This window comes from Bradyrhizobium sp. Arg237L (assembly GCF_029990105.1).
Lineage (GTDB): Bacteria > Pseudomonadota > Alphaproteobacteria > Rhizobiales > Xanthobacteraceae > Bradyrhizobium.
On sequence record NZ_JAQMIL010000073.1, the window covers coordinates 16,722 to 40,309 of the forward strand.

General features: G+C 60.3%; 11 protein-coding genes and 1 tRNA gene. 9 read left to right on the plus strand and 3 right to left on the minus strand.

What is annotated here, in order from left to right; translation table 11 throughout:
- Positions 1-2 precede the first annotated feature (2 nt).
- The 5 genes from OZ411_RS33610 to OZ411_RS33630 all read left to right on the plus strand — a co-directional run bounded on the left by OZ411_RS33610 (position 3) and on the right by OZ411_RS33630 (position 5,684).
- Positions 3-1,559, plus strand: coding sequence for an AMP-binding protein (locus tag OZ411_RS33610; RefSeq protein ID WP_282531377.1), 1,557 nt, complete (start codon positions 3-5; stop codon positions 1,557-1,559).
- 51 nt (positions 1,560-1,610) lie between these two features.
- Positions 1,611-2,348, plus strand: coding sequence for an SDR family oxidoreductase (locus OZ411_RS33615; protein WP_130580946.1), 738 nt, complete (start codon positions 1,611-1,613; stop codon positions 2,346-2,348).
- A gap of 21 nt (positions 2,349-2,369) precedes the next feature.
- The gene (locus OZ411_RS33620; protein ID WP_282531378.1) at positions 2,370-3,143 is read left to right on the plus strand and encodes an enoyl-CoA hydratase-related protein; all 774 of its coding nucleotides are present in this window, start codon (positions 2,370-2,372) and stop codon (positions 3,141-3,143) included.
- Between the two features lie 171 nt (positions 3,144-3,314).
- Positions 3,315-4,475: an iron-containing alcohol dehydrogenase gene (locus OZ411_RS33625; RefSeq protein WP_282531379.1), complete on the plus strand. Its 1,161-nt coding sequence runs from the start codon at positions 3,315-3,317 to the stop codon at positions 4,473-4,475.
- 75 nt (positions 4,476-4,550) lie between these two features.
- On the plus strand, positions 4,551-5,684 hold the full coding sequence (locus OZ411_RS33630) for an ROK family protein (RefSeq protein WP_282531380.1): 1,134 nt from the start codon (positions 4,551-4,553) through the stop codon (positions 5,682-5,684).
- A 380-nt stretch (positions 5,685-6,064) separates the two neighbouring features.
- Here OZ411_RS33630 and OZ411_RS33635 read toward each other — a convergent pair whose 3' ends face one another.
- Positions 6,065-6,928 carry an alpha/beta hydrolase gene (locus OZ411_RS33635; protein ID WP_282531381.1) on the minus strand — a complete coding sequence of 288 codons (864 nt, stop codon included), beginning with the start codon at positions 6,926-6,928 and terminating at the stop codon, positions 6,065-6,067.
- A gap of 123 nt (positions 6,929-7,051) precedes the next feature.
- On the opposite strand from OZ411_RS33635, the gene OZ411_RS33640 reads away from it, so the two are divergent.
- The 3 genes from OZ411_RS33640 to OZ411_RS33650 all read left to right on the plus strand — a co-directional run bounded on the left by OZ411_RS33640 (position 7,052) and on the right by OZ411_RS33650 (position 12,680).
- A tRNA-Ser gene (locus OZ411_RS33640) sits at positions 7,052-7,141 on the plus strand.
- A gap of 1,359 nt (positions 7,142-8,500) precedes the next feature.
- On the plus strand, positions 8,501-9,448 hold the full coding sequence (locus OZ411_RS33645) for a DUF2971 domain-containing protein (RefSeq protein ID WP_282531382.1): 948 nt from the start codon (positions 8,501-8,503) through the stop codon (positions 9,446-9,448).
- Positions 9,449-9,614: 166 nt separating this feature from the next.
- Positions 9,615-12,680: a TrlF family AAA-like ATPase gene (locus tag OZ411_RS33650; protein WP_349017060.1), complete on the plus strand. Its 3,066-nt coding sequence runs from the start codon at positions 9,615-9,617 to the stop codon at positions 12,678-12,680.
- A gap of 224 nt (positions 12,681-12,904) precedes the next feature.
- On the opposite strand, the gene OZ411_RS33655 is transcribed toward OZ411_RS33650, so the two are convergent.
- On the minus strand, positions 12,905-14,218 hold the full coding sequence (locus tag OZ411_RS33655) for a DUF2130 domain-containing protein (RefSeq protein WP_282531384.1): 1,314 nt from the start codon (positions 14,216-14,218) through the stop codon (positions 12,905-12,907).
- A gap of 218 nt (positions 14,219-14,436) precedes the next feature.
- Positions 14,437-20,079, minus strand: coding sequence for a DUF3320 domain-containing protein (locus tag OZ411_RS33660; protein WP_282531385.1), 5,643 nt, complete (start codon positions 20,077-20,079; stop codon positions 14,437-14,439).
- Between the two features lie 2,108 nt (positions 20,080-22,187).
- On the opposite strand from OZ411_RS33660, the gene OZ411_RS33665 reads away from it, so the two are divergent.
- Positions 22,188-23,576 (plus strand): hypothetical protein, encoded by a 1,389-nt coding sequence (locus tag OZ411_RS33665; RefSeq protein ID WP_282531386.1) that lies wholly within the window; start codon positions 22,188-22,190, stop codon positions 23,574-23,576.
- Positions 23,577-23,588 lie beyond the last annotated feature (12 nt).

The window sequence follows — 23,588 nt, forward strand, 5'->3', positions numbered from 1 at the left end:
CATTGACGATATTGGAGCAGGCGGCCCCGGCGGCCGAAATTCTGGCAAATCTGCCGAACCGGATTCATGAAGTGATCGACCGGCATGTCGCGGCGACGCCGGATCGCACGGCGCTGATCGATGACGGCGGCAGCCTCACCTATCGCGAACTCGACCGCGCTATCGGCGGCACCGCGGACGCACTGCGTGCGCTCGGCGTCCGCGCCGGCGACCGCATCATGATCGTCAGCGAGAATGCGATCCCGCTCGCCTGCCTTCTGTTCGCCGCGAGCCGGCTCGATGCTTGGGCGATCGTGGTCAATCCGCGGCTGTCGCCGCGCGAACTGGAGCAGATCCAGGATCACAGCGGCACGCGTCGCGCCTTCTTCACCACCGACGTCTCCAAGGAAGCAGCCGCGCATGCCGCGCGCTACGGCGCACCGGTGCAGGATGTTGGACCGCTCTATGGCATCGGCGTTTCCGCGCTGAATGAGGCGACCTCGCCCGAGCCGGTCAAAGCCGACGGCGCCAACCAGGTCGCGGTCCTCATCTACACCTCGGGCACCACGGGTACGCCGAAGGGCGTGATGCTGACGCACCGCAATCTCCTGTTCAGCGCCCAGACCACCGCGGCGCTGCGCAATATGACGTCGGACGACGTGCAATATTGCGTGCTGCCGATCTCGCACATCGTCGGCATCTCCTTGTTGACGATGACGCTGATGACCGGCGCCACCGTCCGCCTGGTCGCGAAGTATGATCCGGCGGCGCTGGTGCAGGCGATGGCGGAGGAAGGCATCACGATCCTGAACGGCGTTCCCGCCACCTATCAGCGCCTGCTCGAATACAAGCGGACGACAGGTCTCTCGAAGTTGAACCGCGGCGCGCTGCGCCTGATCTCGGTCGCGGGCGCGCCGCTCGACCTCGACCTGAAATCGCGGGTCGAGCAGGAGCTCGGGCTGCCTTTGCTCAACGGGTATGGCATCACGGAATGCTCGCCCGGAATTTCCGGCGTCCGGCCGGAGACGCCGCGAGCCGACCATGCGGTCGGCACGCTGATGCCCGGTCTCGAGGCCAGGATCGTCGGCCGGGATGGCAAGCTCGTTGCGAGCGGCGCGGTTGGCGAGCTCCATGTCCGCGGCGCCAACGTCATGCGCGGCTATTACCGCGCACCCGATCTCACCGCGAAGGCGATCGATCCCGATGGCTGGTTCAACACCGGCGATCTCGCGCGCTTCGAGGGCGACTGCCTCTATATCGTCGGCCGCACCAAGGAGATGATCATCCGCTCCGGCTTCAACGTCTATCCGGCCGAGATCGAGGCCGTGCTCTCGACCCATGACGCCGTGGTGCAGTGCGCCGTGGTGGGGCGGCCGGTCGAGGGCAATGAGGAAGTGGTCGCCTTCGTCCAGTTGCTCAAGGGCTCGAGGGCGACGGCGCAGGACCTGATGGCCCATGTCGCGCCGCAGCTCACCTCCTACAAGCGGCCGTCGGAGATCATCCTGCTCGATGCGCTGCCCGCGACCTCGACGGGCAAGATATTGAAGCACAAACTGGCGGAGTCGCTGCACACGTCCTGAGCGCGCGGCGCCATCGATAATCTATTCCTATTCAACAGTCGGGAGAGGCCAATGCAGAAGAGAAATGCGACGGCGGCGGTCATCGGGGCCGGCGATTATATCGGCGGCGAGATCGCCAAGAAATTTGCATCCGAAGGATTCACGATCTTCGCCGGACGACGTAATGGCGCCAAGCTCGAGCCGCTGGTGAAGGATATCGAGGCGGCCGGCGGCGAGATCCATGCCCGCTCGCTCGACGCGCGGAAGGAGGAGGAGATCATCTCCTTCCTCAACGACGCCGACAAGCACGCGCCGCTCGAAGTCTGCATCTTCAACATCGGCGCCAACGTCAACTTCCCGATCCTGGAGACCACCGAGCGTGTTTTCCGCAAGGTCTGGGAAATGGCCTGCTATTCCGGCTTCCTCGCGGGCCGCGAGGCGGCGCGGCTGATGCTGCCGCGCGGCCAGGGCAACATCTTCTTCACCGGCGCCACCGCATCCTTGCGCGGCGGGCCGGGCTATGCCGCCTTCGCCAGCGCCAAGTTCGGCCTGCGCGCGGTGGCGCAGGCGATGGCGCGCGAATTGGGTCCGAAGAACATCCATGTCGCCCATCTCATCATCGATTCCGGCGTCGATACCGAATGGGTGCGGCAGCGGCGCATCGAAGCCCTTGGCCCCAACGCGCTCGACGATCCCGATCTGTTGATGCCGCCGGCGTCAGTCGCGGCTTCCTATTGGCAGCTCTACCAGCAGCCGAAGAGCGCCTGGACATTTGAGCTGGAAATCCGCCCGTTCGGCGAGAAGTGGTAACGGCGAGCCGGAGAGAAAATCATGAGCGAACATGTCAAGACCGAGATCGCCGACGGCGTGATGACGGTGACCTTGCAGCGTCCCGAGAAGAAGAACGCGCTCACCACGGCCATGTATGACGCCATGTCGGACGCGCTCGATAGCGCCGAGAGCGATGGCGCGGTCCGGGTGATCCTGTTCCAGGGCGACGGCGACAGCTTTACGGCGGGCAACGACCTCGCCGATTTTGCGAGCCAGGCCAACGGCGCCAATTCCGTCGAGGGTGGGGCACACCGCTTCATCGATACCATCGGCAAGGCAAAGAAGCCGCTGGTCGCGGCCGTGCAAGGCAATGCCGTCGGCGTCGGCACCACCATGCTGCTACATTGCGATCTGGTTTATCTTGCCGACAATGCGCGGCTGATCACGCCGTTCGTCAATCTCGCGCTGGTGCCGGAAGCAGCCTCGAGCTTCCTGTTGCCGCTCCGGATCGGCCATGCGCGGGCGTATGCGATGTTCGCGCTCGGTGAGCCGATGGAGGCATCAGCGGCGCTGGCCTGCGGGCTCGCGAATGCCGTGGTGCCGCCAGCAGAGCTGCGCAAGAAGGCGCGCGATGCCGCGATCGCGCTGACCAAGCGGCCGGCCGGTTCGCTCAGCCTCACCAAGCAGTTGATGCGCGACCACGAGCGGATCGCGGCGCGGATGGCCGAGGAAGGCAGCCTGTTCAAGGAGCGGCTCAAGACGCCGGAAGCACGCGAGGCCTTCGCAGCCTTCGCCGAGCGCAGGCCGCCTGACTTCACCAAGTTCCAGGCCTGATGTCGCTGCGCTCCCTCTCCCGCTTGCGGGAGAGGGCTGGGGTGAGGGTGTCTCCACGAGTCGCGCCTTTCGATCGTGGGGAGAGAGCCCCAACCGGCGCTACGCGCCAACTTCCCCCGCAAGCGGGAGAGGTAAGCAAGCCAACTAGCTTTACGTTCGAGGGAGCCGAACATGCACAGCGCGGGCAGCTATCAATATCCTTCGATGGATTCCGTCATCTATGGCAAGCCCGCGGCCGAGGCGCTGCGCGAGGAGGCCGAGCGGCTCGGCGCCAGACGCGTCTATTTGATTGTGAGTCGTACGCTCAACACCACAACCGACGAGATCGAGAAGATCCGCACAGCCCTCGGCAATCGTTATGCGTCGACCTTCGACGGCATCCCGCAGCACACCACGCGCGATGTCGTGGTGCAGACCGCAAAGCAAGCCAAGGAAGCGGGCGCCGATCTCGTGGTCGCGATCGGCGGTGGCTCGGTGGTGGATGCGGCCAAGATCGTGCTGATGTGCATGGAGCACGAGATCTTCGATCCTTCCGGACTCGATGGTTTCGAGACCACGCCCGAGCGCCGCTTCGGCCCCTTCCGCACGCCGAAGGTGCGGATGATCGCGATCCCGAGCACGCTCTCCGGCGGCGAATACAATTCCGGCACGCTGGTCACCGACACGCGCCGCAAATTGAAGCAGATATTCAATCATCCGACGATGATGCCGCGCACCATCATCCTCGATCCCGCCATCACGCGCTACACGCCGGAGAAGCTGTGGCTTGGTTCGGGCACCCGCGCGATGGATCACGGCATCGAGGCGATCTGCTCGATCCGCGGCAACGCGCTGGTCGATGCCGTCTGCCTGCAGGGCCTGCGTTATCTCCATGACGGCCTCTCACGCACCAAGGACGACCCGAACGACGAAGCTGCGCGGATCAATTGCCAGTTGGGCTCCTGGATGTCGGCCTTCGGCTTGCAGGCGCGGGTGCCGATGGGCGCAAGCCACGCGATCGGCCATGTGCTCGGCGGTACCTGCGACGTGCCGCACTATTTCTGCACGGCGGTGATGATGCCGAGCGTGCTGCGCTACAATCGTCCCGCGACCGAGCAGGCACAGAAATCGATCGCAGCCGCGCTCGGCGCGCCCGAGCTCGATGCCGGCGAGGCCTTCGCCGCCTTCATCGCAAAGCTCGGCCTGCCGCGGCGCCTGGCCGATGTCGGGGTGGGCGAGGACCGCTTCGAGCTGATCGGCAAGAATGCGATGCTGTCGATCTTCACCCGCTCGAATCCGCAGCCGATCCGCGAGCCGGCCGACGTCGTCAGGATTTTGCGGCTTGCGGCCTAAATCTGCCGCGAGCTTGGGCGCAACCAAACCCGTTTCAGGCCGTTATCCCCGGGTTCCAACCGGGGCAAGGATTTCATGGCCGACGAACTGGTATTGACAACGGGGATCGCCCGCCACGGCGCGACGCGTTTGCCGTCGGTCGACGTCGACAGCTTCAACATCGAACTGAAGGACGACGAGGGTTTCCTCGGCGACCGCGCCAGCAAGAGCGCGTTCCGCAAGATTCTCGACCGCTGGCGCAAGCCGTTGCGCAAAACCGGTGAGGACCCGTTCGGCGACGAGCCCTCCGAACAGGTCAACAAGAAGACGCTGGATGCGATGCTGATCGGCGACGACACCGAGGCCTCCGCCGTGGTCCACAGCGCGATCGAGGAGTTCGCGCTGGAACTTGCCTATGTGACGCGGCGTTTCCTCAAGACCAAGGCCTGGGCCAAGACCGAGCGCATCGTGGTCGGCGGCGGCTTCCGTGACTCCAGGCTTGGCGAGCTTGCGATCGCGCGCACCGAGATCATCCTCAAGGACGAGAAGTTCAAGGTTGATCTTCAGCCGATCCGCCATCACCCCGACGAAGCCGGGCTGATCGGCTGCCTGCATCTGGCGCCTTCATGGATCTTCGAGGCCCATGACAGCATTCTTGCGGTCGACATCGGCGGCACCAACATCCGCTGCGGCGTGGTCGAGACGCGCTGGAAGAAGGCGCCGGACCTCTCCAAGGCCACGGTCTGGAAATCCGAGCTTTGGCGCCATGCCGATGAAACCCCGACGCGGGAAGCCGCGGTGGAGCATCTGGTCGAAATGCTGCAGGACCTCATCGCGGAAGCCGAAACCGATGGGCTGAAGCTCGCGCCCTTCATCGGCATCGCCTGTCCCGGCGTGATCGACGAGGACGGCTCGATCGAGAAGGGCGCGCAGAACCTGCCGGGCAATTGGGAGAGCAGCAAGTTCAACCTGCCGGCAAGCCTGGTCGAGGCGATCCCAGAGATCGGCGACCACGACACCGCGATCGTCATGCATAACGACGGCGTGGTGCAAGGGCTTTCCGAAGTCCCCTTCATGCAGGACGTCGAGCGATGGGGCGTGCTGACGATCGGCACCGGCCTCGGCAATGCGCGCTTCACCAACCGCCGCAAGGAGAACGGCAGAGGCGCCAAGAATGGCGAGAAAGACGACAAGGACAACGGCGAGAAGAAAGCGAAGAAGAGCGCGTGACGATGGGCAGATGCATAGGGTGGGCAAAGCGAAGCGAAGCGTGACCACCATCGCGAGCGCGACGCTGGATGGTGGGCACGGCGCAAGAACGCCTTTGCCCACTCTACAGTTTCCGCAGCTTCCCGTTACACCGCCGTCATCTTTCCGTAGGTTTACGGGCGAATCTCCGGAAATCCGGGTGCAGTAAGGTTTAAAGGTTAGGTTAAGGCCGACATTGCGTTGGCTGTTTCCGCGCCCATTGCTACGGTGGCGGCGTCGCTCCGCTGACCGGCGAAGCCGCACTTCCCCGGCCAGCATTTTGATGAGGCGGCACGGGACCGCCAGTTATTTTTGTCGCGTCTGGCGGTCCCACCCACTCTTTCTAACCTGATTCTCCCGCTTCAGATCCATCCGATGCGCGAAAAGAACGTGGAGATCTCAAGGCTTGCGCGATCGGGGGCTTCGCGATGCGGAAAATGTCCGACGCCTTCGAACATTTTCAGATCGAGCTCAGTGAAGGTCTCGCCGAGCCGGTCGGTCCAGGCATAGGGAAACAGCGGATCGTGCTCGGCCCAGCGGATGCAGGTCGGCATAGTGATCGCAGGCAATGACGGCGCTTCGCCCTTCATCATCCTGACGCGCGCGGCGTGCGCGGCGCGGTAATGCGCGAAGCCGCCGGCGAGGTTGCCCGCTTTCAGGAAGTTGTCGGTGAAGGCGTCCAGCACATCGTCGAACGCATCCTGGCGATGCGACCAGCCTTTGAGGAAATGCCCGATATAAAGGCCGCAGCTCTCGCGCGTCGCGCCGACGAGTTTCGGCGCCATCTCCATCTGGTGGAATGACTGATACCAGATGTGGTTCAGCCTATCCGGCGCCGCCATCCGCGGCCCGATACCGGGATAGACGAAATCGAAAAAGAAAAGCCCCGCGATCCGCTCGGGCGCTTTTCGTGCCAAAGGCTGCATCACGGCGCCGCCGACATCATGGCCGACCACGCCGGCCCGCTCGATCCCGAGCGCATCCATCAGCGCCAGCATGTCGTCCGCATGCTGCTCCGGCCCGTACGGGCCGTCCGGCTTGTCGCTGTCGCCGAAGCCGCGCAGGTCGGGGGCGATCAGCGCAAAACGGTCGGCAAGCCGCGCCATGACCGGCTCCCAGGTCAGCCAGAATTCCGGCCAGCCATGCAGCAAGAGCAGGGGCTTGCCGGCCCCGATCCGGGCGACATGGAACGCCGCCCCATTGGCTTTCACTGTCAAATGCTCCATTTCGCCCTCCTTTCGGCCGGTTTCGGCGGTGCGGAAATCTTCTCCCGGCGCCTTGTCTCCCCCGGCATCCTCGCCTAGAACACGCCCCGACCGCGAGGGTGAGGAATCACCTTTTTGGCACCAGGAGAGGTGGCAGAGTGGTTGAATGCACCGCACTCGAAATGCGGCATAGGTGCAAGCCTATCGGGGGTTCGAATCCCTCCCTCTCCGCCACCTGGACGCGAGGTGCGAAAACCCAATAAAACCGGGCATTTCTGGAGCCACCGGATTCGGACGGTGGAGAACCACGGTGGAGACCCGTGGTCGGGTCAAATTGCCATCATTGGGTCGACCGAGGAAGCCCGAATCCTTGGAATAACTGTCATTTTGTTCCCAGGCTGAGATAGGCTTCAGGGAACGCAGATTTCAATCACTTGGCCAGGTAAAGAGCGACTGGTGTCCGATCGTCCCATCGATGCAGTCGCCTATTCGCTCGCTCCATTACGCCCGATTGGTCCTTCGTGTTCGTCTGTCGCCCAGCCCAGTCCTTGGATCGATCTCTTTCGCGAATCCTTGACCGAAAGCCTCGATCATCCGAGCATGATTCCACTTCGATGGCGACACATCCTCGTCGCCCTGAGACCTTCTTACCGCTGTAGCTTGCGGGAAAGGCATCCGAGATGCTTAGCCGGTAAGTCGCGCTCAGCGTCTCTGTCGACAGCCGGATACCGATCGAGCCATCAGCCTGAACGGCCTCGACGTCTAGATCAATCAGGTACAGCGGCACAGGCATGGTGCTAAAGAGCACGAATTGATCGGCAGAAGATCATCTACGCGTGCTCACCCCACTCGATTGCGATCGGTTGTGAGGCGTGGGCCGATTTCAGCCGCAGAGGCCGGAGGAAATCTCTGGTGATATTGGGCGCGGCCGCTTCTTCCGCTGAAACCTTCTTCCACGTCTGGCGGCACCACGCCACCCATTCAGCGAGCGTACCGCCCTTTGCCACCAGACCTTCTCTTTGCGTTTGGCGCCACCCCATAGAGCACGATCGCCGTTCTCGTAGCCGAGGCAAGCAATGTTGTTCGGTTCCGACTCGGCTTTCTCGATGCTGGCAAGGCCCTCCGTGACGTTTGGTCCGAAGTAGGAAGTGAAGCTGGACTCGCAGCTGCCCGCCCTCCAGGCACCCGGCGCTTGGGGTGGTGGCCGGACCACAAGGGACTCGATGCCCTTTTCCAGACCAGCAGGAGCTGGGCGATGCCACCTGTGAAATCGCGGGAGCTGAATTCGTCAACTGGCTGTTCGCCAACTATGCTTACGCGACTCGCGGTCCGTTAACGCCCGGTCCAGACGAATCCACCGCGATCGATCGATTTGGCCGCCAGAAGCAGTTGCACACGTCGTTTGACGCGAGTATACGCATCTTCATTCGCGTAAAGAGCGAATAGGCCTCGGCGTGGGCACCGGGCGATCGATTGGCAACTGGCACTTGTTGTCAGTCGAATTATCCACGAACGTTCTGGGGCCGCTCGACAAAAATCTGTGGGCGCAAACAGCGCGGCGATTGTGATTTGCGAGATGGCGTTGAGCAGGGGATGGCTGGGGGCGATAAGATACCGAAACGATTTTACAAGTACCGAGCCTTCAGCAACCTGACGCTCGACATGCTTGTTGCTGATCACCTCTTCTTCGCAGATCCCAGCACTTTCAACGACCCTCTCGATACGCGTGCCTGTCTCGAGACAGATGTTGGCGAGGAGGATCTCGAGCGTGTTTTCGTGAAATTCGTTGAGCGTCGTGTTACTGCTGAGATGACCGCGGCGGCGAAAAAGATCAAATATCGAGGTCCGAAGACGGTTGAGCACATCTCGCGACAAGCTCGCCGGCGCGCCAAAGAGCTGATCGCTGAAATTCGGTACAACGCTGAAAATCCAGAATACGAGATTGAAAATCCTTTTGTGTTTCTCCTCGGTCAGTACGTAGAGGAGGAGCTGCTCCGCCAATACGACAAAGGAATCGTCTCGTTCGCCGAGCGGGCAAATTGTCCCCTGATGTGGAGCCACTATGGCGACCAACACAAAGGCGTATGCATAGGCTACTCGGTCCCGGTCGATGCCGCCGAAAACTTCTACAAGGTTAAGTACGGCGGCAGCAGGCTCGTGCAGGTCAGTAAAGTTGTGGCCATGCTCGATGGCGACGATATGGCTCGCCAGGCTGTCGATGCTGCGGTCCTGCTTAGAAAAGCAGCGAGCTGGCGCTACGAGCGGGAATGGCGGCTGATCGGCCAGCGAGGATTGCGGGACTCTCCGCTTGAGCTGGAGGAGGTCATCTTCGGCATGCGGTGTGAGTCCGCCGTCAAATATGCTGTCGTGAGGGCGCTGGAGGATCGGTGCCGGCCTATCCGGTTCTACGAGATGCGGGATCTGCGCGGCACGTTTCATCTCAAGAAGTGCGTGCTGGACACGGATGAGCTATGCGCGTTCTTTCCACGGCGATGGCGTTCGATTTTTGAGGAGTTCGATACCAACGAGGTCGATACTTGAGATGCGATCTCGATCGTTACTGTCGGGCATTTCCATCTTCATTTGGTCGAGGCCTGTCGCATCTATCGGCTAACGCACTAACGATGATGCTGCAGGGCAATGATCACATCAAGGTGGATTGATAGAGGTTGACGTAGAGCAAACAATCGGCTGGGGGGTCGAGAGTATGTTTTCCAGAGGATCTGAATGGCGCGAGTGGGATCTTCATATACATTCGCCAGCCTCGTTTCATTGGGACGGTGAACAGATTGGCTCAAACAAGATGCGAAACGATCGTCTGATCGATGAGATGATCCGCGCCTTGAATGACGCCACTCCGATAGCGTTCGGTCTCATGGACTACTGGACATTCGATGGTTGGTTCGCGCTCAAAGGACGTCAGACCGAGCAGGATGCGCCGGAACTTTCGAAAATTGTGTTCCCTGGCATCGAACTGCGCTTGGCGGCTCCGATGGAGGGGCGACTTAACGCCCACGTTCTCTTCTCCAATGAGATAAGCGATCAACACCTCAAAGACTTTCTATCTCGGTTAACCCTCGAACTCATCAATCAACCGCTGTCTCGCGATGCCCTTATTGAGTACGCCCGATATGTCGGCGCGGACAAACTAGCCAAACACGGGTTTGAAAAGAGCAAGGTCTTATTAGACGACAAAGAGGCGCTTGATGCAGGGTACAAGATCGCCGAATTGAAGGTCGATTCGTACAAGAACGCGATTCGGGACGTGCCTAGTGGCCGCGCGGTAGGCTTTCTGCCCTTCTCTACCCACGACGGTCTCGCTTCAATCAAACAGATGGATCATTATGCCTACGCACTGGGATTGTTCGAATCGTCTCCAATCTTTGAAACAAGAGACACTGATCATTGGGCGGCATTCTGCGGCATCGAGACAGACGTTAACAAGAAATGGCTTGGTAACTTCCAGGCGGCACTGAGAGGGCTTCCTCGACTGGCAGTTTCCGGTAGCGATGCTCATTGCTTCCGAGGAAACGGGACGAATGACAAGCGTGGATACGGGGAGTTTCCATCCGGCAAGCGCACCTGGATCAAGGCAGATCCGACCTGGAAGGGCCTCTTGCAGGCTTTGAAGGAGCCTGCGAAGCGATCATTCCTTGGCGAATTGCCCCCGAAGCTGGAGCGGATCGGCAAGCACAAGACGTTTTACATAGATCGGATCCGCGTTAACAAGACTCCCGACAGCACAATCGCCGACACCTGGCTCGACGGAACCGAAATACCTCTGAATCCTGATCTCATCGCCATTATTGGCAATAAGGGAAGCGGCAAGAGCGCTCTCGTGGACATTCTAGCTCTGCTGGGAAACTCACAGCAAAGTACTCACTTTTCGTTTCTGAAGCGGGATCGATTCCGCGGGAAAGCAGGTGAGCCGGCTCGCCAGTTCAAAGGTGAACTCTCGTGGCTCGCTGGCGATCCACGCGTCATGAGTCTTGCTGATGATCCATCGCCCGAGCGGGTCGAACTCGTTCGGTACATACCTCAGGGCCGGTTCGAAGCCCTCTGCAATGATCACGTGTCCGGAAAGACCGACGAGTTCGAGAAGGAACTGCGAACGGTCATTTTTTCGCACGTTCCGAACAACGTCCGACTTGAGGCCCTCAGTTTTGATCAGCTTATCGATAAGCAAGAGAATGTGTTCCGGGCTCGGGCGGATGAGCTGCGTAAATCGCTGCGGGCACTCAACGAGCAGATCGTTGATGTAGAGGATCAGCTCCACCCCAATGTGCGCAAAAACTTCGAGGAGCAGATCAAACTTAAGACGAAGCAGATCGAGGAACACGCCGCGATCAAACCCTCAGTAGTTGAGCGTCCGACGGATGAACTCACTCCTGATCAACAACTGGTAAGTGCTCGATTGACGGAGATTGGTCTTGCGCTGGAGCAGCTGAAGTCTGAAGCCCGAGAGGCCGCCGATGCTCGGCAGACCATCGGCAGAAAGCAGCGGTCGCTCCGCGACATTGGCGAACGAATTCTGCTCTTCGAAAGGCAATTCGCAACCTTAGTGTCAGAAATCACCGACGATCTCGCCACCGTCGGCCTGAAAGCGCAGGATCTGATCACTCTGACCGTTAACCGTCACATCACGACACAGCATCAACAAGCACTGGCCGCGAATGATAGAGAGATTGCAGAAAAGATTGAAAGCGGCACCACGATGGAAGTCGCCTTGGTTGCAGAGCAGAAGCGGCTCTCAGAGAAGTTGAACGAGCCGCAGCAGAAGTATCAAACTTACACACAGGCTCTGAAGAGTTGGCAAGTTGCACTGGAGGCGATTGAAGGTTCCGACACCGAACCGGAAAGTCTTAAGGGGCTACAGCGAAGGGTCGCCCAGATTAATGAACTACCGACGCTGCTGGCGAAAAAGAGGGCGGCACGCCAGGAGATAACCACCAGCATTTTTGCGGTTCTAGAAGAACAGCGCACGGCACGGGAGGCGCTCTTCGCGCCGTTGCAGCAGCTAATACAGAGGAATTCGCTGATCCGTGATGACTACAAGCTCCAGTTCCAGGCAAAGTTACTTGGCTCACCTGATGCCATTGCAGCAAATCTGTTTGGGGCTATCAAGCAGAACATTGGCGAGCTTCGGGGTGAGGACGAGAGCTTTGCTGCGATCCGCAGCAGGTTTGAGAAATATGATTTCGAAAACGCGGCTGACGCGGCCGCCTTCGCCGAAGACATTGCCGTGCTCCTGGCAGAGAGCGCGGAGAAGGCCGCGAGCAGCGTTCCCGGGATCAGGGCTCTGATGCGGAAAGACAAGAGCCCGGCGGAGGTCTACAATTATCTATTCGGGCTTCCGTATCTGGAACCGAAGTATACTCTGCTCTTTCAGGATACGCAGATAGAGCGACTATCGCCGGGGCAGCGCGGCGCGCTTCTATTGATTTTCTATTTGCTGGTCGACAACGGACGAAATCCAATCGTGCTCGATCAGCCAGAGGAAAATCTAGATAACGAAACGGTCGTGAGCTTGCTTGTTCCGGTCATTAATGAGGCGAAGAAGTCCAGACAAATCATAATGGTCACGCACAATCCGAACCTAGCGGTTGTCTGTGATGCCGAGCAGATCATACACGCGACATTTGATAGAAAGGATGGCGCACGCATCTCCTACCGGTCAGGCTCTATTGAAGACGGGATGATAAACAGAGCTGTCGTCGATGTGCTGGAAGGCACAAAGATCGCATTCAATAACCGAGGTGAGAAGTATCATTGAGAGCACTCTGGAAACTAGTGCCGCCGAACGGATCCTGTGCATCAAGGCCGCGGGTAGATGCATCGGCGCTCACGCGGCGTAGTGTCAAATGAAAGCAGCTTGCCTCATCATACAACGCGTTTGGGAGGCCACGGCGGTGTTACCCCTGCGCTCATATACAGTTGTCCTCAGGGTCGCTGGGAAGAGGGAGCTCGCGGGAGAGGCCGTGCTTTGGTAGCGTCCGATCACCCCGCCTTGCGGTCGGATTCGCCCGTGCTCTCGAGTAGTGGCATATCGAGGCTTGGGATCTCTGGCATGGCTTTGCCGGCAATCGCTTGGAGGTCGCCAACCATGCCAACTGTAGACTCAATCACGCACAGTATCTGGGTTTCGCGCTTTGCCCACTGCCGGACCATGAACTTGCGCTCCTTGTCGAGGTCCTCGCGCATGTCATTGAATTTCTCGATTACAGCTTCCACCCTTTGCCGGAACTTGATGCCAGTCAAGTATTGATAGACTTGCTCCGTCTTGGTCTGTTGTCCCTCCTGCGCCAGGCGCGATCCACTGACCTCAATGAGCGTCTGACGGAGGGCGACAGCAACGGGAAGCGCATAGCGCGGATGTGCGACCCAAACTCCATCGACCAAATCAAAGTGCTCGATATGCTTCGGAAGTACCTGCGATATGATCAGGGCGACGTCGGCCCTACAGCGCCGCTGGTCGTCCCGCAGCTTCGCCAACCAGCCATCGCTCCACGCTTTGGTGCGTTTAGATTCCCAAAGGATGATGCCAGCGGCCTGCCCGATCGAACCATTAACCTGTTGCACAACATCGGCTCCCAGCTCACCCTTGCCAACAGGCTCAACCAGGTCCGCGGGGAACCGCGCGCGGAGTAGCACCTCGAGCTCAAGCTCGAGAGCCTCGCCTTGAGATTGCTGAGAACCTTGCTCAGCCTTACGCTTCAGCTCCTCGATGGTCCGCGCCATGGATTCGATCGTCTGATCTTTCTCCAAGACGCGCAATCTAGCGGCTTCATCAGCTTCCAGACGAGCCTTGGCTTGAATCTCGGCGATCGAGGCCTGAACGCGCTTTTCAATCGTAAGATCAAGTTCGCGCTTCTCCTCGTCGAGCGCGCGCTGCTTGCGCATAAGCTCGGCCTGTGCCTGTTGCGCCTCGGCGAGCTTGGCGTTGTTTGCGGCGAGGCTCTGCCGAAGTTCGCTCGCTTCCACCTCCTTGGCCCGCAACTCGGCGGCGGCCGCCTCGCGGGCCTTCTTGGTTTCCACCGCTACGAGCAGACTCCGCTCGGCGGAAAGCCGTTTCGCGATCTGGTCCTCGATCTGCTCGCGAGCCCTCGCAAGCTGTTCACCCTCTTCGCGCAAGGCTTCGGTCTTTCGGGCGACCTCCGCATCTTTGTTGGCCAGTTGCTCCTGAAAGCGCCGGCGCGTCTCTTCGAGTAGGGGAGCTGCGAGTGATTCCGTCAGCTTAATCTCATTCCTGCAGTGCGGGCATTGAAGAGTAGGCTCATGTGCGGTGCCGGCCACAGTTGCTGCGAAGTTCATGACCCCTCCGGTCTTGTGCTGCTGGCGTCAAGGTGCCTCGCTACGCTTACGATGTAGCTTTAGCGCGATTTCCACATTCCGGTCGAACGCCGCAGGCGCTCGCATCAGCTTTTCCACCAAAACGATCTCTGCGCACGAGCAGGACCGCGGGGAGGGGATCCCTACGGGAAAGCGTACTGGTCCCCCTTGGGCGAAGGTGCTGAAAGAGGCTGCGGCTCTCAGTCGGCGGCCGCAGCGGCCGCTTCGAAGCGTTCGCGGGTCGATGCTGCGAGGCGTCCCAAGCCAAAGTGTTCCTGCATACCGCGGATGATGTCCTCATTCTCCTCAAGGCCACGACTCCGCAGCAGCCCGGCGAGGCCCGCCAATTCGGGGAGCGGAATGTCGCCGTGGTCGCGTCCGCCAGGGCCTCGGTAGGGCGCGCTGTCGCCAGCCGTGACATTCTGCGGCCATACGATCTGGCGCTCTCCGTCCTTAGTTGTCGGAAAACGATTGCGACCGAGCGATACCGCGACGATCTTCTGCACGGTCTCACCCGAGCGCAGGAAGCCGTGCGCGCGGGCGATTCGTTCGACGAGGACATCAAAATAGATCGGCCCCTCAATCTCGACAACGTGATCGACCATGCTGCGCAATGTTCCGCGGTAGCCGGCGTCGTAGAATCGCTCGCGATCGGGGGTAGCTACCGTAGCAGGGTCGGCTCTGACGTACGCGGCGGTCGCCGGTGGCGAGTCCCGTTCGTCGCTCGCCGGTCCTCGCGCATAAACTTTGGTTTCCTCGGCCGGCTCCCGGTCGTCGTTTGCCGGTTCGGGCGATACTGCTGTTTGTCCGATGTCGCTTTGCGTTTCGGCAGCGCGGGTCTCGAACTCTGCCGTCTGCTCGGGCTCGTCAGTGGATACGACCGCCTCAGCTGGAGGTGCGGGTTCTTCTCTGATTTCCACGGGCGGACGTGAAGCGCGGTCGGCGTCAAGATCGGCGGCAAGGCGTGCATGGATTTTTTCGGCTGCTCCGGCTGAATCCATCCACCATTCGGTGCTCCAGATCCGCCGAATCCGCCAGCCGAGATCCGTGAGTACCATTTCGCGCAAGCGATCGCGATCACGCGCGGTGGCCGACCGGTGGTAGGCAGCGCCATCGCATTCGACCCCAGCCAAGTACCGACCCGGAAAATCCGGATGCACGATACCTAGGTCTATTCGGAAGAATGAAACGCCGACCTGCGGATGCACCTCCCAACCCCTCTCCTGGAGGGCGCTCATCACAGCGTCTTCGAACGGCGATTCAGTGTCGCGCCCGGTCGGCGAGAACGCTTCGGCGATGGCGCGCGCACCGTTCTCGGCGAACTCGAGGAAGTGCTTGAAATCGACCACGCCCTTGGCGCTGGTACGCCCTAAGTCGATCTGTTCGGGTCTTAGGGTCGCAAACACGAGAAGCTCGCGCCGAGCGCGGGTGATGGCGACGTTGAGGCGGCGATGTCCGCCCTCGCTGTTCAGCGAGGAAATCTGGGCTGTGATCCGCCCCGTTTTATCTGGTCCAACCGCAACCGAAAAGATGATAACGTCCCTTTCGTCACCCTGCACGTTCTCGATGTTCTTCACAAGGATTGGCTCTCTCGTCTGGGTGCGATCGAAATGCACTTCCAGTGACGGATCGGCGCGGCGCGCCTGATCGAGCAAATTCTCGATGAGACGCTGCTGTTCGCCATTGAACGTAACGATGCCGATCGAATTCGTAGACGTCCTCATGCGCCTCACAGCTTCCGCAACGACTGCGTCGGCCTCCTTGCGGTTCACTTTGGCGCCGCCACGCTCGTACACACCGCCCTCGACATGGACATACCGCACCGCCGCGTCGCGCGTGACCGGGGAGGGGAACGTCGTCAATTCCCCACGGTAGTATTTGACGTTGGAGAACGCGATCAGGCTCTCGTGGCGGCTACGATAATGCCAGGACAGCCGCATACTCGGAATGTTCGAGGCCAAACACTCATCGAGGATGCTCTGCTGGCTCTGGACCGTCGAGCCGTCGTCGTCCTCGTCGTCAACGCCGCGCTGTCCGACGTTGGTCGGTGGCAGTTGCTCAGGGTCACCCACGATCACCACCTGGCCGCCGCGCGCGATCGCTCCGATCGCGTCCCAAACCGGGATCTGCGAGGCTTCGTCGAAGATCACCACGTCGAACGGTTTGGCCTCGGCCGGCAGGTACTGCGCGATGGAGAGCGGGCTCGTCATCGCGCAAGGGGCGAGCTGGGTCAGCACATTCGGGATTCGGCCGAACAGCTGCCGCAGCGGCATGTGTCGGGCTTTCTTATTGATCTCGCGCGCGAGCGTTCCCCATTCCGGATCCTTGCCGAAATTGGTCTGGGTCGGCACGGCCGCCCCGATGCGCGCCTTCACGATTTCTCGGGCGAGCTCGCCGACTTTCCGGTCTGCGGCGACGAAGGCCTCAATCGCAGCCTCGTGCTTCTCGGCCAGAAATCCGCTGAGGACCTCGTCCTCGTTCACAATGGTTTCCGCAATCCAGCGCGCATAGCTGTAGTCGAAGACCGCGGTTAGGGCCGCGCCCTCTACGGCTCCGCTCTCGACTGTGTCGACAAGAGGAGAAAGTCCCGCGATTCGCGCGTTCCGAGCGGCCGATCGCCAAGTCGCCCATTGGGGGGCCTTGATGAGGTTTGCCTTCCAGTTGGCGGTTCGTTGAAGGAGCGCCTCGATCCAGCCCGTTTCGATCCTGACGATGTTCTCGGGATCGTCAAGACCGATGCATGCGCCGAGTTCCTTTGCCGTCCGATGCATGGTCGGAAATGCCCCGGACATCGTCTCGAAGGCCTGTCGGACCTGTCCGCCAGGTCTGAAGCGCGAGATGTCGCGATCAAGCAGATCGGCGACATAGGCGAGCAGCTGTTCCGAGGCGATTCCCTCGATCGGGAACGAATCGACGGCGTCACGCATGCTTCCGGCCCAGTCGATCAATGCGTTGAAACGCGACACCTCGCTCTGCGGCCCCCGCCAGAGACGCTCGATGCCCGTGAAGCGTGGCTTGATCGCGGCGATCTCGCTCAGCAGAACGGCGATGTGCTGCAGCACGACAATATCCCGACCGATCTCCTCCGGTACTTCGGCCGAGCAGTATGGCTTCAGCACGAGGCGGACTTTCTTTTTCCTGCCGCTGCGCACCAGTACGTTGGATGTGCAAGCCTCCGTCCAATCGCGCTCGAGCGATTGCAGGTCGAGTTGTGCCACCCTGAGATCGTAGCGGACCGAAAGTTCGGACCTCTTCTCGTTCAATCGGCTCACTGCATCGGCAAGATCATATAGCGCGCGCACGTGTTCCGGAGCCTCGGCCGAGAGCAACAGCGCGCCATCCGCGGCGTCGGCGTGCAGCATCAGCGATACAAGTTTGATCAGCTGGAGCAGCAGTCCATCGTCGTTTAAGCTGCGGTCAAGACCAATTGCATCGACGAGATCGTCGGAGGCGGCTTGGACGTTACGCAACGTTAAATGAAGGCGGTCGACCAACTGTTGCAGCGATTGCACCCAGGCTGGGCTCCATTTGGTCTGCTCGATGCCCCTCAGCGGGTGCGTGGCCGGATCGCCGACTGCCTCAAGCGCGGTACGGATCTCCGCGCATGTCTCGCGCATTTGCGCGAGTTCCTCGGGGGAGTGCACCGTTCCGGCAGGCCAGGTTAGCCCGACGTCAGCAAGCCGTTCACGGTCGGCAATGACGCGGCCGAACGCCTCGTAGGCCGTCATCCCGTTGGGACGTCGCCGGTGGAGCGCTGAAACCAGCTTGTTCAACTGATCGCGCCGGCGCTTCAGCTCACCGGCGGCGGCCGACCAATGCTCCTCGGTTACGAGATTGCGTTCGCGCCAGGCGGTGGCGAGCTGCTCGATCACGCTCGACTTCTGCGCCTTGGTCGAGTGCACCTCGAGACAGTAGTTGCCGAGGCCGATCGCTTGCATACGCTGTCTCACGACCTCCAGTGCCGCCGTCTTCTGCGACACGAACAGCACCGTCTTTTGGTGGGCGAGGCAGTTGGCGATCATGTTCGCGATCGTCTGGCTCTTGCCGGTGCCGGGCGGACCGAACAGCACGAAATCGCCCCCACGCTGCGCGGCGAGGATGGCAGCAACCTGAGAAGAATCTGCCGATAGCGGCGCGAAGAGTTCGGCTGGATCGACGATTTGGTCGATAGTATTGGCGGCGACGAAAGCAGCGCCTGAACCGTCGTAGGTGTGCGTCGGGGTATCGATCAGATGGCGGACGACCGGATTGCGCTTAAGGATATCGGTGCGGTCGACGAGATCCTTCCACATCAGATACTTCGTGAAAGACAGCGTTGCGAGCACGACCTGTTCCGTGACCTCCCAACCCTTGATATTCTTGATGTGACGTCGCACCGTCTTCCAGATTCCCGTCACGTCGATGCCTGTGCCGTCTTCGGGCAAGTCGCTGTCGAGCTCGGGCATCGACAGGTCGAAGTCCTGCTTCAGCATCTGTAGCAGCGTCGGATTGAACCGTGCTTCGTCCTCGTGCAACGCCAGCCGGAAACCGGAACGCACACTCTTGCGCTCTAGCTGAACGGGGATGAGGACCAGGGGGGCGCGGTAGGGTCCAGCGCCATCCTGTGGTGTCCATTTCAGGAAGCCCAGGCATAGGTACAAAATGTTGGCTCCGCCTTCCTCGAACGCGAGGCGGGAGGCCCGATAAAGGTCAGTCAGGCGTCCTTCGAGCTCACTTTCTGGAATCGCCGTGTGCAGGTCGCCACGGAGCATTGCGTCCTTGATGAAATCGTTGCGGGCGTCGTCGTCCCGTCGCTGCGCAAGTAGCGCGGTGTCGCGCCCGTCGCTGCCGTCGAGCACGCTCGCCCTGCCGAGCAGCTTGAAGCGATCTCCGCCGGCCAGCTTGTCCTCAAGCATCGGGGCATCGGCGCATTCGATCGCGATGGAGGATTTCGTGTCCTTGAAATTGAGTAACCTGTTCTTCAGCGTGAGATCGAGAAGGCTGCGTTTCCAGATCTCCAGGCGATCAAGGTTCCGTTCGGGAACGGGTTCGCGTCGCTTGTCGAGATCCTCCTCGAATTGTGGAACCTCACCTACCTCTTGTGCAATGGGAGCTGCGGCTGCCGGCGTAATCGTTGGCTCGCCGGAGCCAGAGAGATCGAGCGGCCGGATCTTTGCACTCCTCGCCCGTCGCACGTCGATCGCGAGTTCGAACGGCGATGTCGCGTCTTCGGCAATCAGCTTTCCGCCCGCGTCGACGGCCTGCTTGAAGCGCCCGGGGTGGGTGCCGGTGAGGAGCGTCGTCTCCACCATCACCATTTCTTCGAGCTGGACGCGCTTACGCAGCATCTGCGCGTCGTCAATCACGAGGCCTGAGAAGTCTTCATCGATCAGCCATACGCCGACGAAAGCGTGGCCTTCGGTCAGGACGAGCACCGGATTGAGGCCAGCCTGCTCGAGGCAGGATGCGTAGAGCAGTGTGAGGTCGAGGCAGGTGCCGACCTTGCGCGACAGGATGTCACCCGGACCGCGAACCTGCTGACCGGACCGTTCGAAACTCTTAGGAGGAAGAACGTAGGCGATCGCGTGAGAAACAAGCGCCGCCCAGATGGCGTCGGCGATCTCCCATGCCCTGGCCTTGGCCTTCTTGCGATAGCCGTCCATGGCATCATCGCGCCCAGCCGCCGCAAGCTTCCCCGAGGCTTCGCGGAGAATAACATCGACACTGGGATCGGTGGGTCTGACGAAGGCAACCAGCAGTTCAGGTGCCGCGCTGACGCCGCCCCAGTGTGACGGCGGCAGAAGATTTATCTCGACAGCCTTTCCGAGGAGCGTCTCGCCGCCTGCTTCGACACGAATGCGCAACTCGGCTCGCCTCGACGCATTGATCGCGGTCAAGAACGCCGGGTCCAACTTCAGATCCAAGCTCCGGATGTGATGAGTAGCCCCGTCCGCGATCCGTTCGATGCGCCAGACACCCGGCACCAGAAACGCGGGTTCCGCGGTGAGGTGCACTGAAAGGTCCCTCAGCTCGCGGCCTTCGCCGTTCTCGAGGGCCAATTCGCGGATGATGGGGACGGCGTTCTGGTAAAAGGCGACGTTAACGTGGTCGGCGATGGTGCAGGATATCTTTAGCCTTTCAGTCGCTGATTCCCCAATGTGGTCTTGGTCCAACTTGTTCTGCCCCTAAGGAAATGCGGTACCGCAACGTCGAACTCGTGCGAACCGCAATGCGCACTGCTTGGCGAGAGACGAGCACAGCGCGCAGTGGCTTAGCGCCCGCTGACGTGCACTGCGTCCAAAAACGCCCATACCCGCTAAACGCGATTATAAGCTAGATCGCTCGTCTATTTCGAGGGCATGCCGAGCTTAACACGGTGGAAAATGGTATAACGACCGCTGCCCTGTCTCTGGCGTATCAGTGTCGAGTCCGAAATGTTGAGCAACAAGTGGATCACACGTCCACAGCGCTTCTTGTTGGCTTGTCGCACCGTGACTAAGATTGCGCGACACCGTAAGATCACGGGGGTAGTGCTATCTAGCAAGTCGTGCGGACTATTCGGCGCAAGCAACAGAGGCAGCGGAGTCCTGTATTCAGTTGGGCAATCGGCGGCAGCCATGGTGCCGATCACGCCATCGCGGGGACTCTGACAAGCATCCGATCGAGGGCGGCGCGCAAAGCCCGATGGGAGCTTGCCGGTTGTTAACCATTCCGCGCCGACGCAAAATGCTTTGGCAGGTGCGCTATTCTGTCGGAAAGGGAGTTCTGTCCGGTCTCGTGCGCGCTGAGCGTGGTGCGGCAGTCGTTTAGCGAAAGCCGGCAAGAGGGAGCGCAAGTCGAAGCCGTCGGCAGGCTGATGCGGCAGGATCGTTCTTGGCCCACTCGGCCTTGGCGCGATCCTGTTCCTGAACTGAGCCTCGCGGACCGGATCGATCGCCGGCCCCTCACCTTCAGCGGCGGTCTGCCTGCGCCAGAGATGAGCACGTCGTCCGGCGTCAATGTTGGAGCGCCGAGCCGGTATGCGATGGCGGTCAACCGGTCATGCGAGACCGTCCCGTGCCGTTTTATGTATCCCCATGCCAGTGGATGCTAAATCTCGCCTCCACCACAGCGCTGTTCGTTTTTTAAGTGTTGAAAATAAAGGGAAATATCTTTCCGTTTTCAGGTCTCGATCGGGCAGTGGTGGCGAGCTCAACCGTGTCGAGGGCCACGTCGGAGGACGGCCTCGAGCATGCCTTCCGGCAAGCCCAAGCCGTTCGACCATTCGTCGTCTATGTCCTTGGCAAACTGCACGAAGCCCCGTACGGCCCCGCCCGCTCGCGTGGACAGGACGGAGCGGACATCACGGGGATCGCGATCCTCAGCTCGGGCAAGAGCGCGCGACGGGGCGTCGGTCTTGTTCCGGGGGGAGCTTACCGGCGGTCCGGAGCTTCATGGCGGTTGTGGCGGCATCAGCATTTGGTCGCGGTTTTTTTTCGACTGGGCCCGGCCCATACGCGCCTCGCTACCCCCGAGACTTTAATGAACGGCACAATACCTAGAACACGGTGAGTGCCGACCTAGGAGGATTCAGAAAATTTCTTTCACTGGGAGTCAGAAAATGTCCGAGAAGCTCTGTTTTCAGCGGATTTATCAAAGTGAGGCCGTAGCAGGCTGAGCTACGCCGGCGCTTTATAAATCAACTCAATTTCTGAAAACCCACTGCATTTTGGCGATGGAGAGGGGGCCCATTTCGGCCTCAATTCAGAAAATGCCTAGTCGCTTTTATCGATGTGAATGCGGAAAAGAGACGACTTTATCTCACTGATAACCCGCCTTTTTCATCGATAAGAGAAGAGCAGGGCGTCACGATCCACCTGAATCCTCGGAAGTGCCGTTAACCATCCCTTGCAGGATCTCCGTCCCGCTGCTTCCGCATCTGGACTATCAGTCCTAATGTCATGTGGACTTATGGTGCGAATGGAGGATTAGAATGACGAAGCGTGCACCCAAGAGGACCATCCTTGGCCTGCGACCGCCCAAGCCCGTCACTCCCAATATGCAAGCGAAGTGGAGTACGGCGAAGGAGCGGTACAGCTTCTACTACAACGTTCGAAAGAAACATGTTCTCGCCGGATGTCCCGTCCGAAGCAAATCTCTTGGAAGCGACTTGCAGAAAGCCCAGCACCTGGTCGACGCGGTGTTGCACCCCCAGTTCACGGTATGGAGTTCTGGCCAGATCGCAACTGCACCGTTAATCAACGAGGTCGGCACGTTCGACTGGATGAAGGAGGAGTTCTTTCGGTCGCGCTTCTTTCTTGGCGAACCCGACGAGAAGGACGCGGCGCCGGTCGATCCGAAAACGGGCGGCCGGATATTGCTAGAGAAGCACAAAAGCCGCAGGTGGCACATCAACACGATGGCGGATTTCAAGTTCACCAATGGCCGGCGGGTAGGTTCGCTGCCGGTTAATCAGATCACGCCGCAGCTTCGCGAGGCGTTGTTAGATGCGTTGTTGTACGTGAGAAGAGTCGATCCAAAGACTGGTGAGGAGACGCTTGTGCCGCGGCGGACGACCCGCAACAAAGTATTCACCTACGTACGGGCCATGTGGAATCACATGTCCCCCCTCCACCCGCAGTATTTTACCGGCCCGAATCCGTTCCAGAACATGAAACTCCGCAACGAGTACGGCGAGCTTCCCGCTGCTACCCGGCAGGAGCTGCTGCGGTTCGTCGCCGCAGCCGATTTGCTGGGCCACCCGTCGATCGGTACCGCGGCGCTCATTGCCTGGGAGTGGACCCAACGTGAAAAGCACATCCTGGTCTCTTTGGACGCGGGGGACTATCGGCCTGCAAACGCGCGCAACTTTGCTTACATCGAGCACGGCAAGACGGACGAGTTCGCCTGGATCGCTCTATTCGACCACGAGGACGGCACGCCCTTGTTCCCCGAGATAATGGAGAGGCTCGACCGTGCGAAGATCAACCGCACCAGTGGTCCGCTAATCTTCCGTGACCACGTGTGGCGCGCGACGACTAAGTACGAGCCTTGGGACACCAAGTTTGGCGGTGGCACTCAGTTCGACAGGATGGTCAAGAAGATCGTCGAAGCTGCCGGTCTTCGAAAGGAGATCACGTTCACCTCTTTCCGACATGGTGGCCTAACCGAACTCGGCGAGGCCGAGCTTACCGAACTTGAGATCATTCATCTTTCGAGGCACAAGAGCGCTCGAGTGCTGCGTCGGTATGTCAAGCGGTCGGCCAAGCTGCTTTCCAATGCTCAGAGAAAGCGCCTTCAATATCGAAAGACCGGGTCTGGGCACGAGGACGCCATCCTTTCCAAAACCCTCACCCGCGGCGACCGGAAGGCGCCTCGATGAGTTCTCCAATAG

Excerpts from the sequence above, each read along its gene's own strand:
- OZ411_RS33615 (WP_130580946.1), top strand. The coding sequence starts at position 1,611 with ATGCAGAAGAGAAATGCGACGGCGGCGGTCATCGGGGCCGGCGATTAT.
- OZ411_RS33620 (WP_282531378.1), top strand. The coding sequence starts at position 2,370 with ATGAGCGAACATGTCAAGACCGAGATCGCCGACGGCGTGATGACGGTG.
- OZ411_RS33625 (WP_282531379.1), top strand. The coding sequence starts at position 3,315 with ATGCACAGCGCGGGCAGCTATCAATATCCTTCGATGGATTCCGTCATC.
- OZ411_RS33630 (WP_282531380.1), top strand. The coding sequence starts at position 4,551 with ATGGCCGACGAACTGGTATTGACAACGGGGATCGCCCGCCACGGCGCG.
- OZ411_RS33635 (WP_282531381.1), bottom strand. The coding sequence starts at position 6,928 with ATGGAGCATTTGACAGTGAAAGCCAATGGGGCGGCGTTCCATGTCGCC.
- OZ411_RS33645 (WP_282531382.1), top strand. The coding sequence starts at position 8,501 with ATGGCTGGGGGCGATAAGATACCGAAACGATTTTACAAGTACCGAGCC.
- OZ411_RS33650 (WP_349017060.1), top strand. The coding sequence starts at position 9,615 with ATGTTTTCCAGAGGATCTGAATGGCGCGAGTGGGATCTTCATATACAT.
- OZ411_RS33655 (WP_282531384.1), bottom strand. The coding sequence starts at position 14,218 with ATGAACTTCGCAGCAACTGTGGCCGGCACCGCACATGAGCCTACTCTT.
- OZ411_RS33665 (WP_282531386.1), top strand. The coding sequence starts at position 22,188 with ATGACGAAGCGTGCACCCAAGAGGACCATCCTTGGCCTGCGACCGCCC.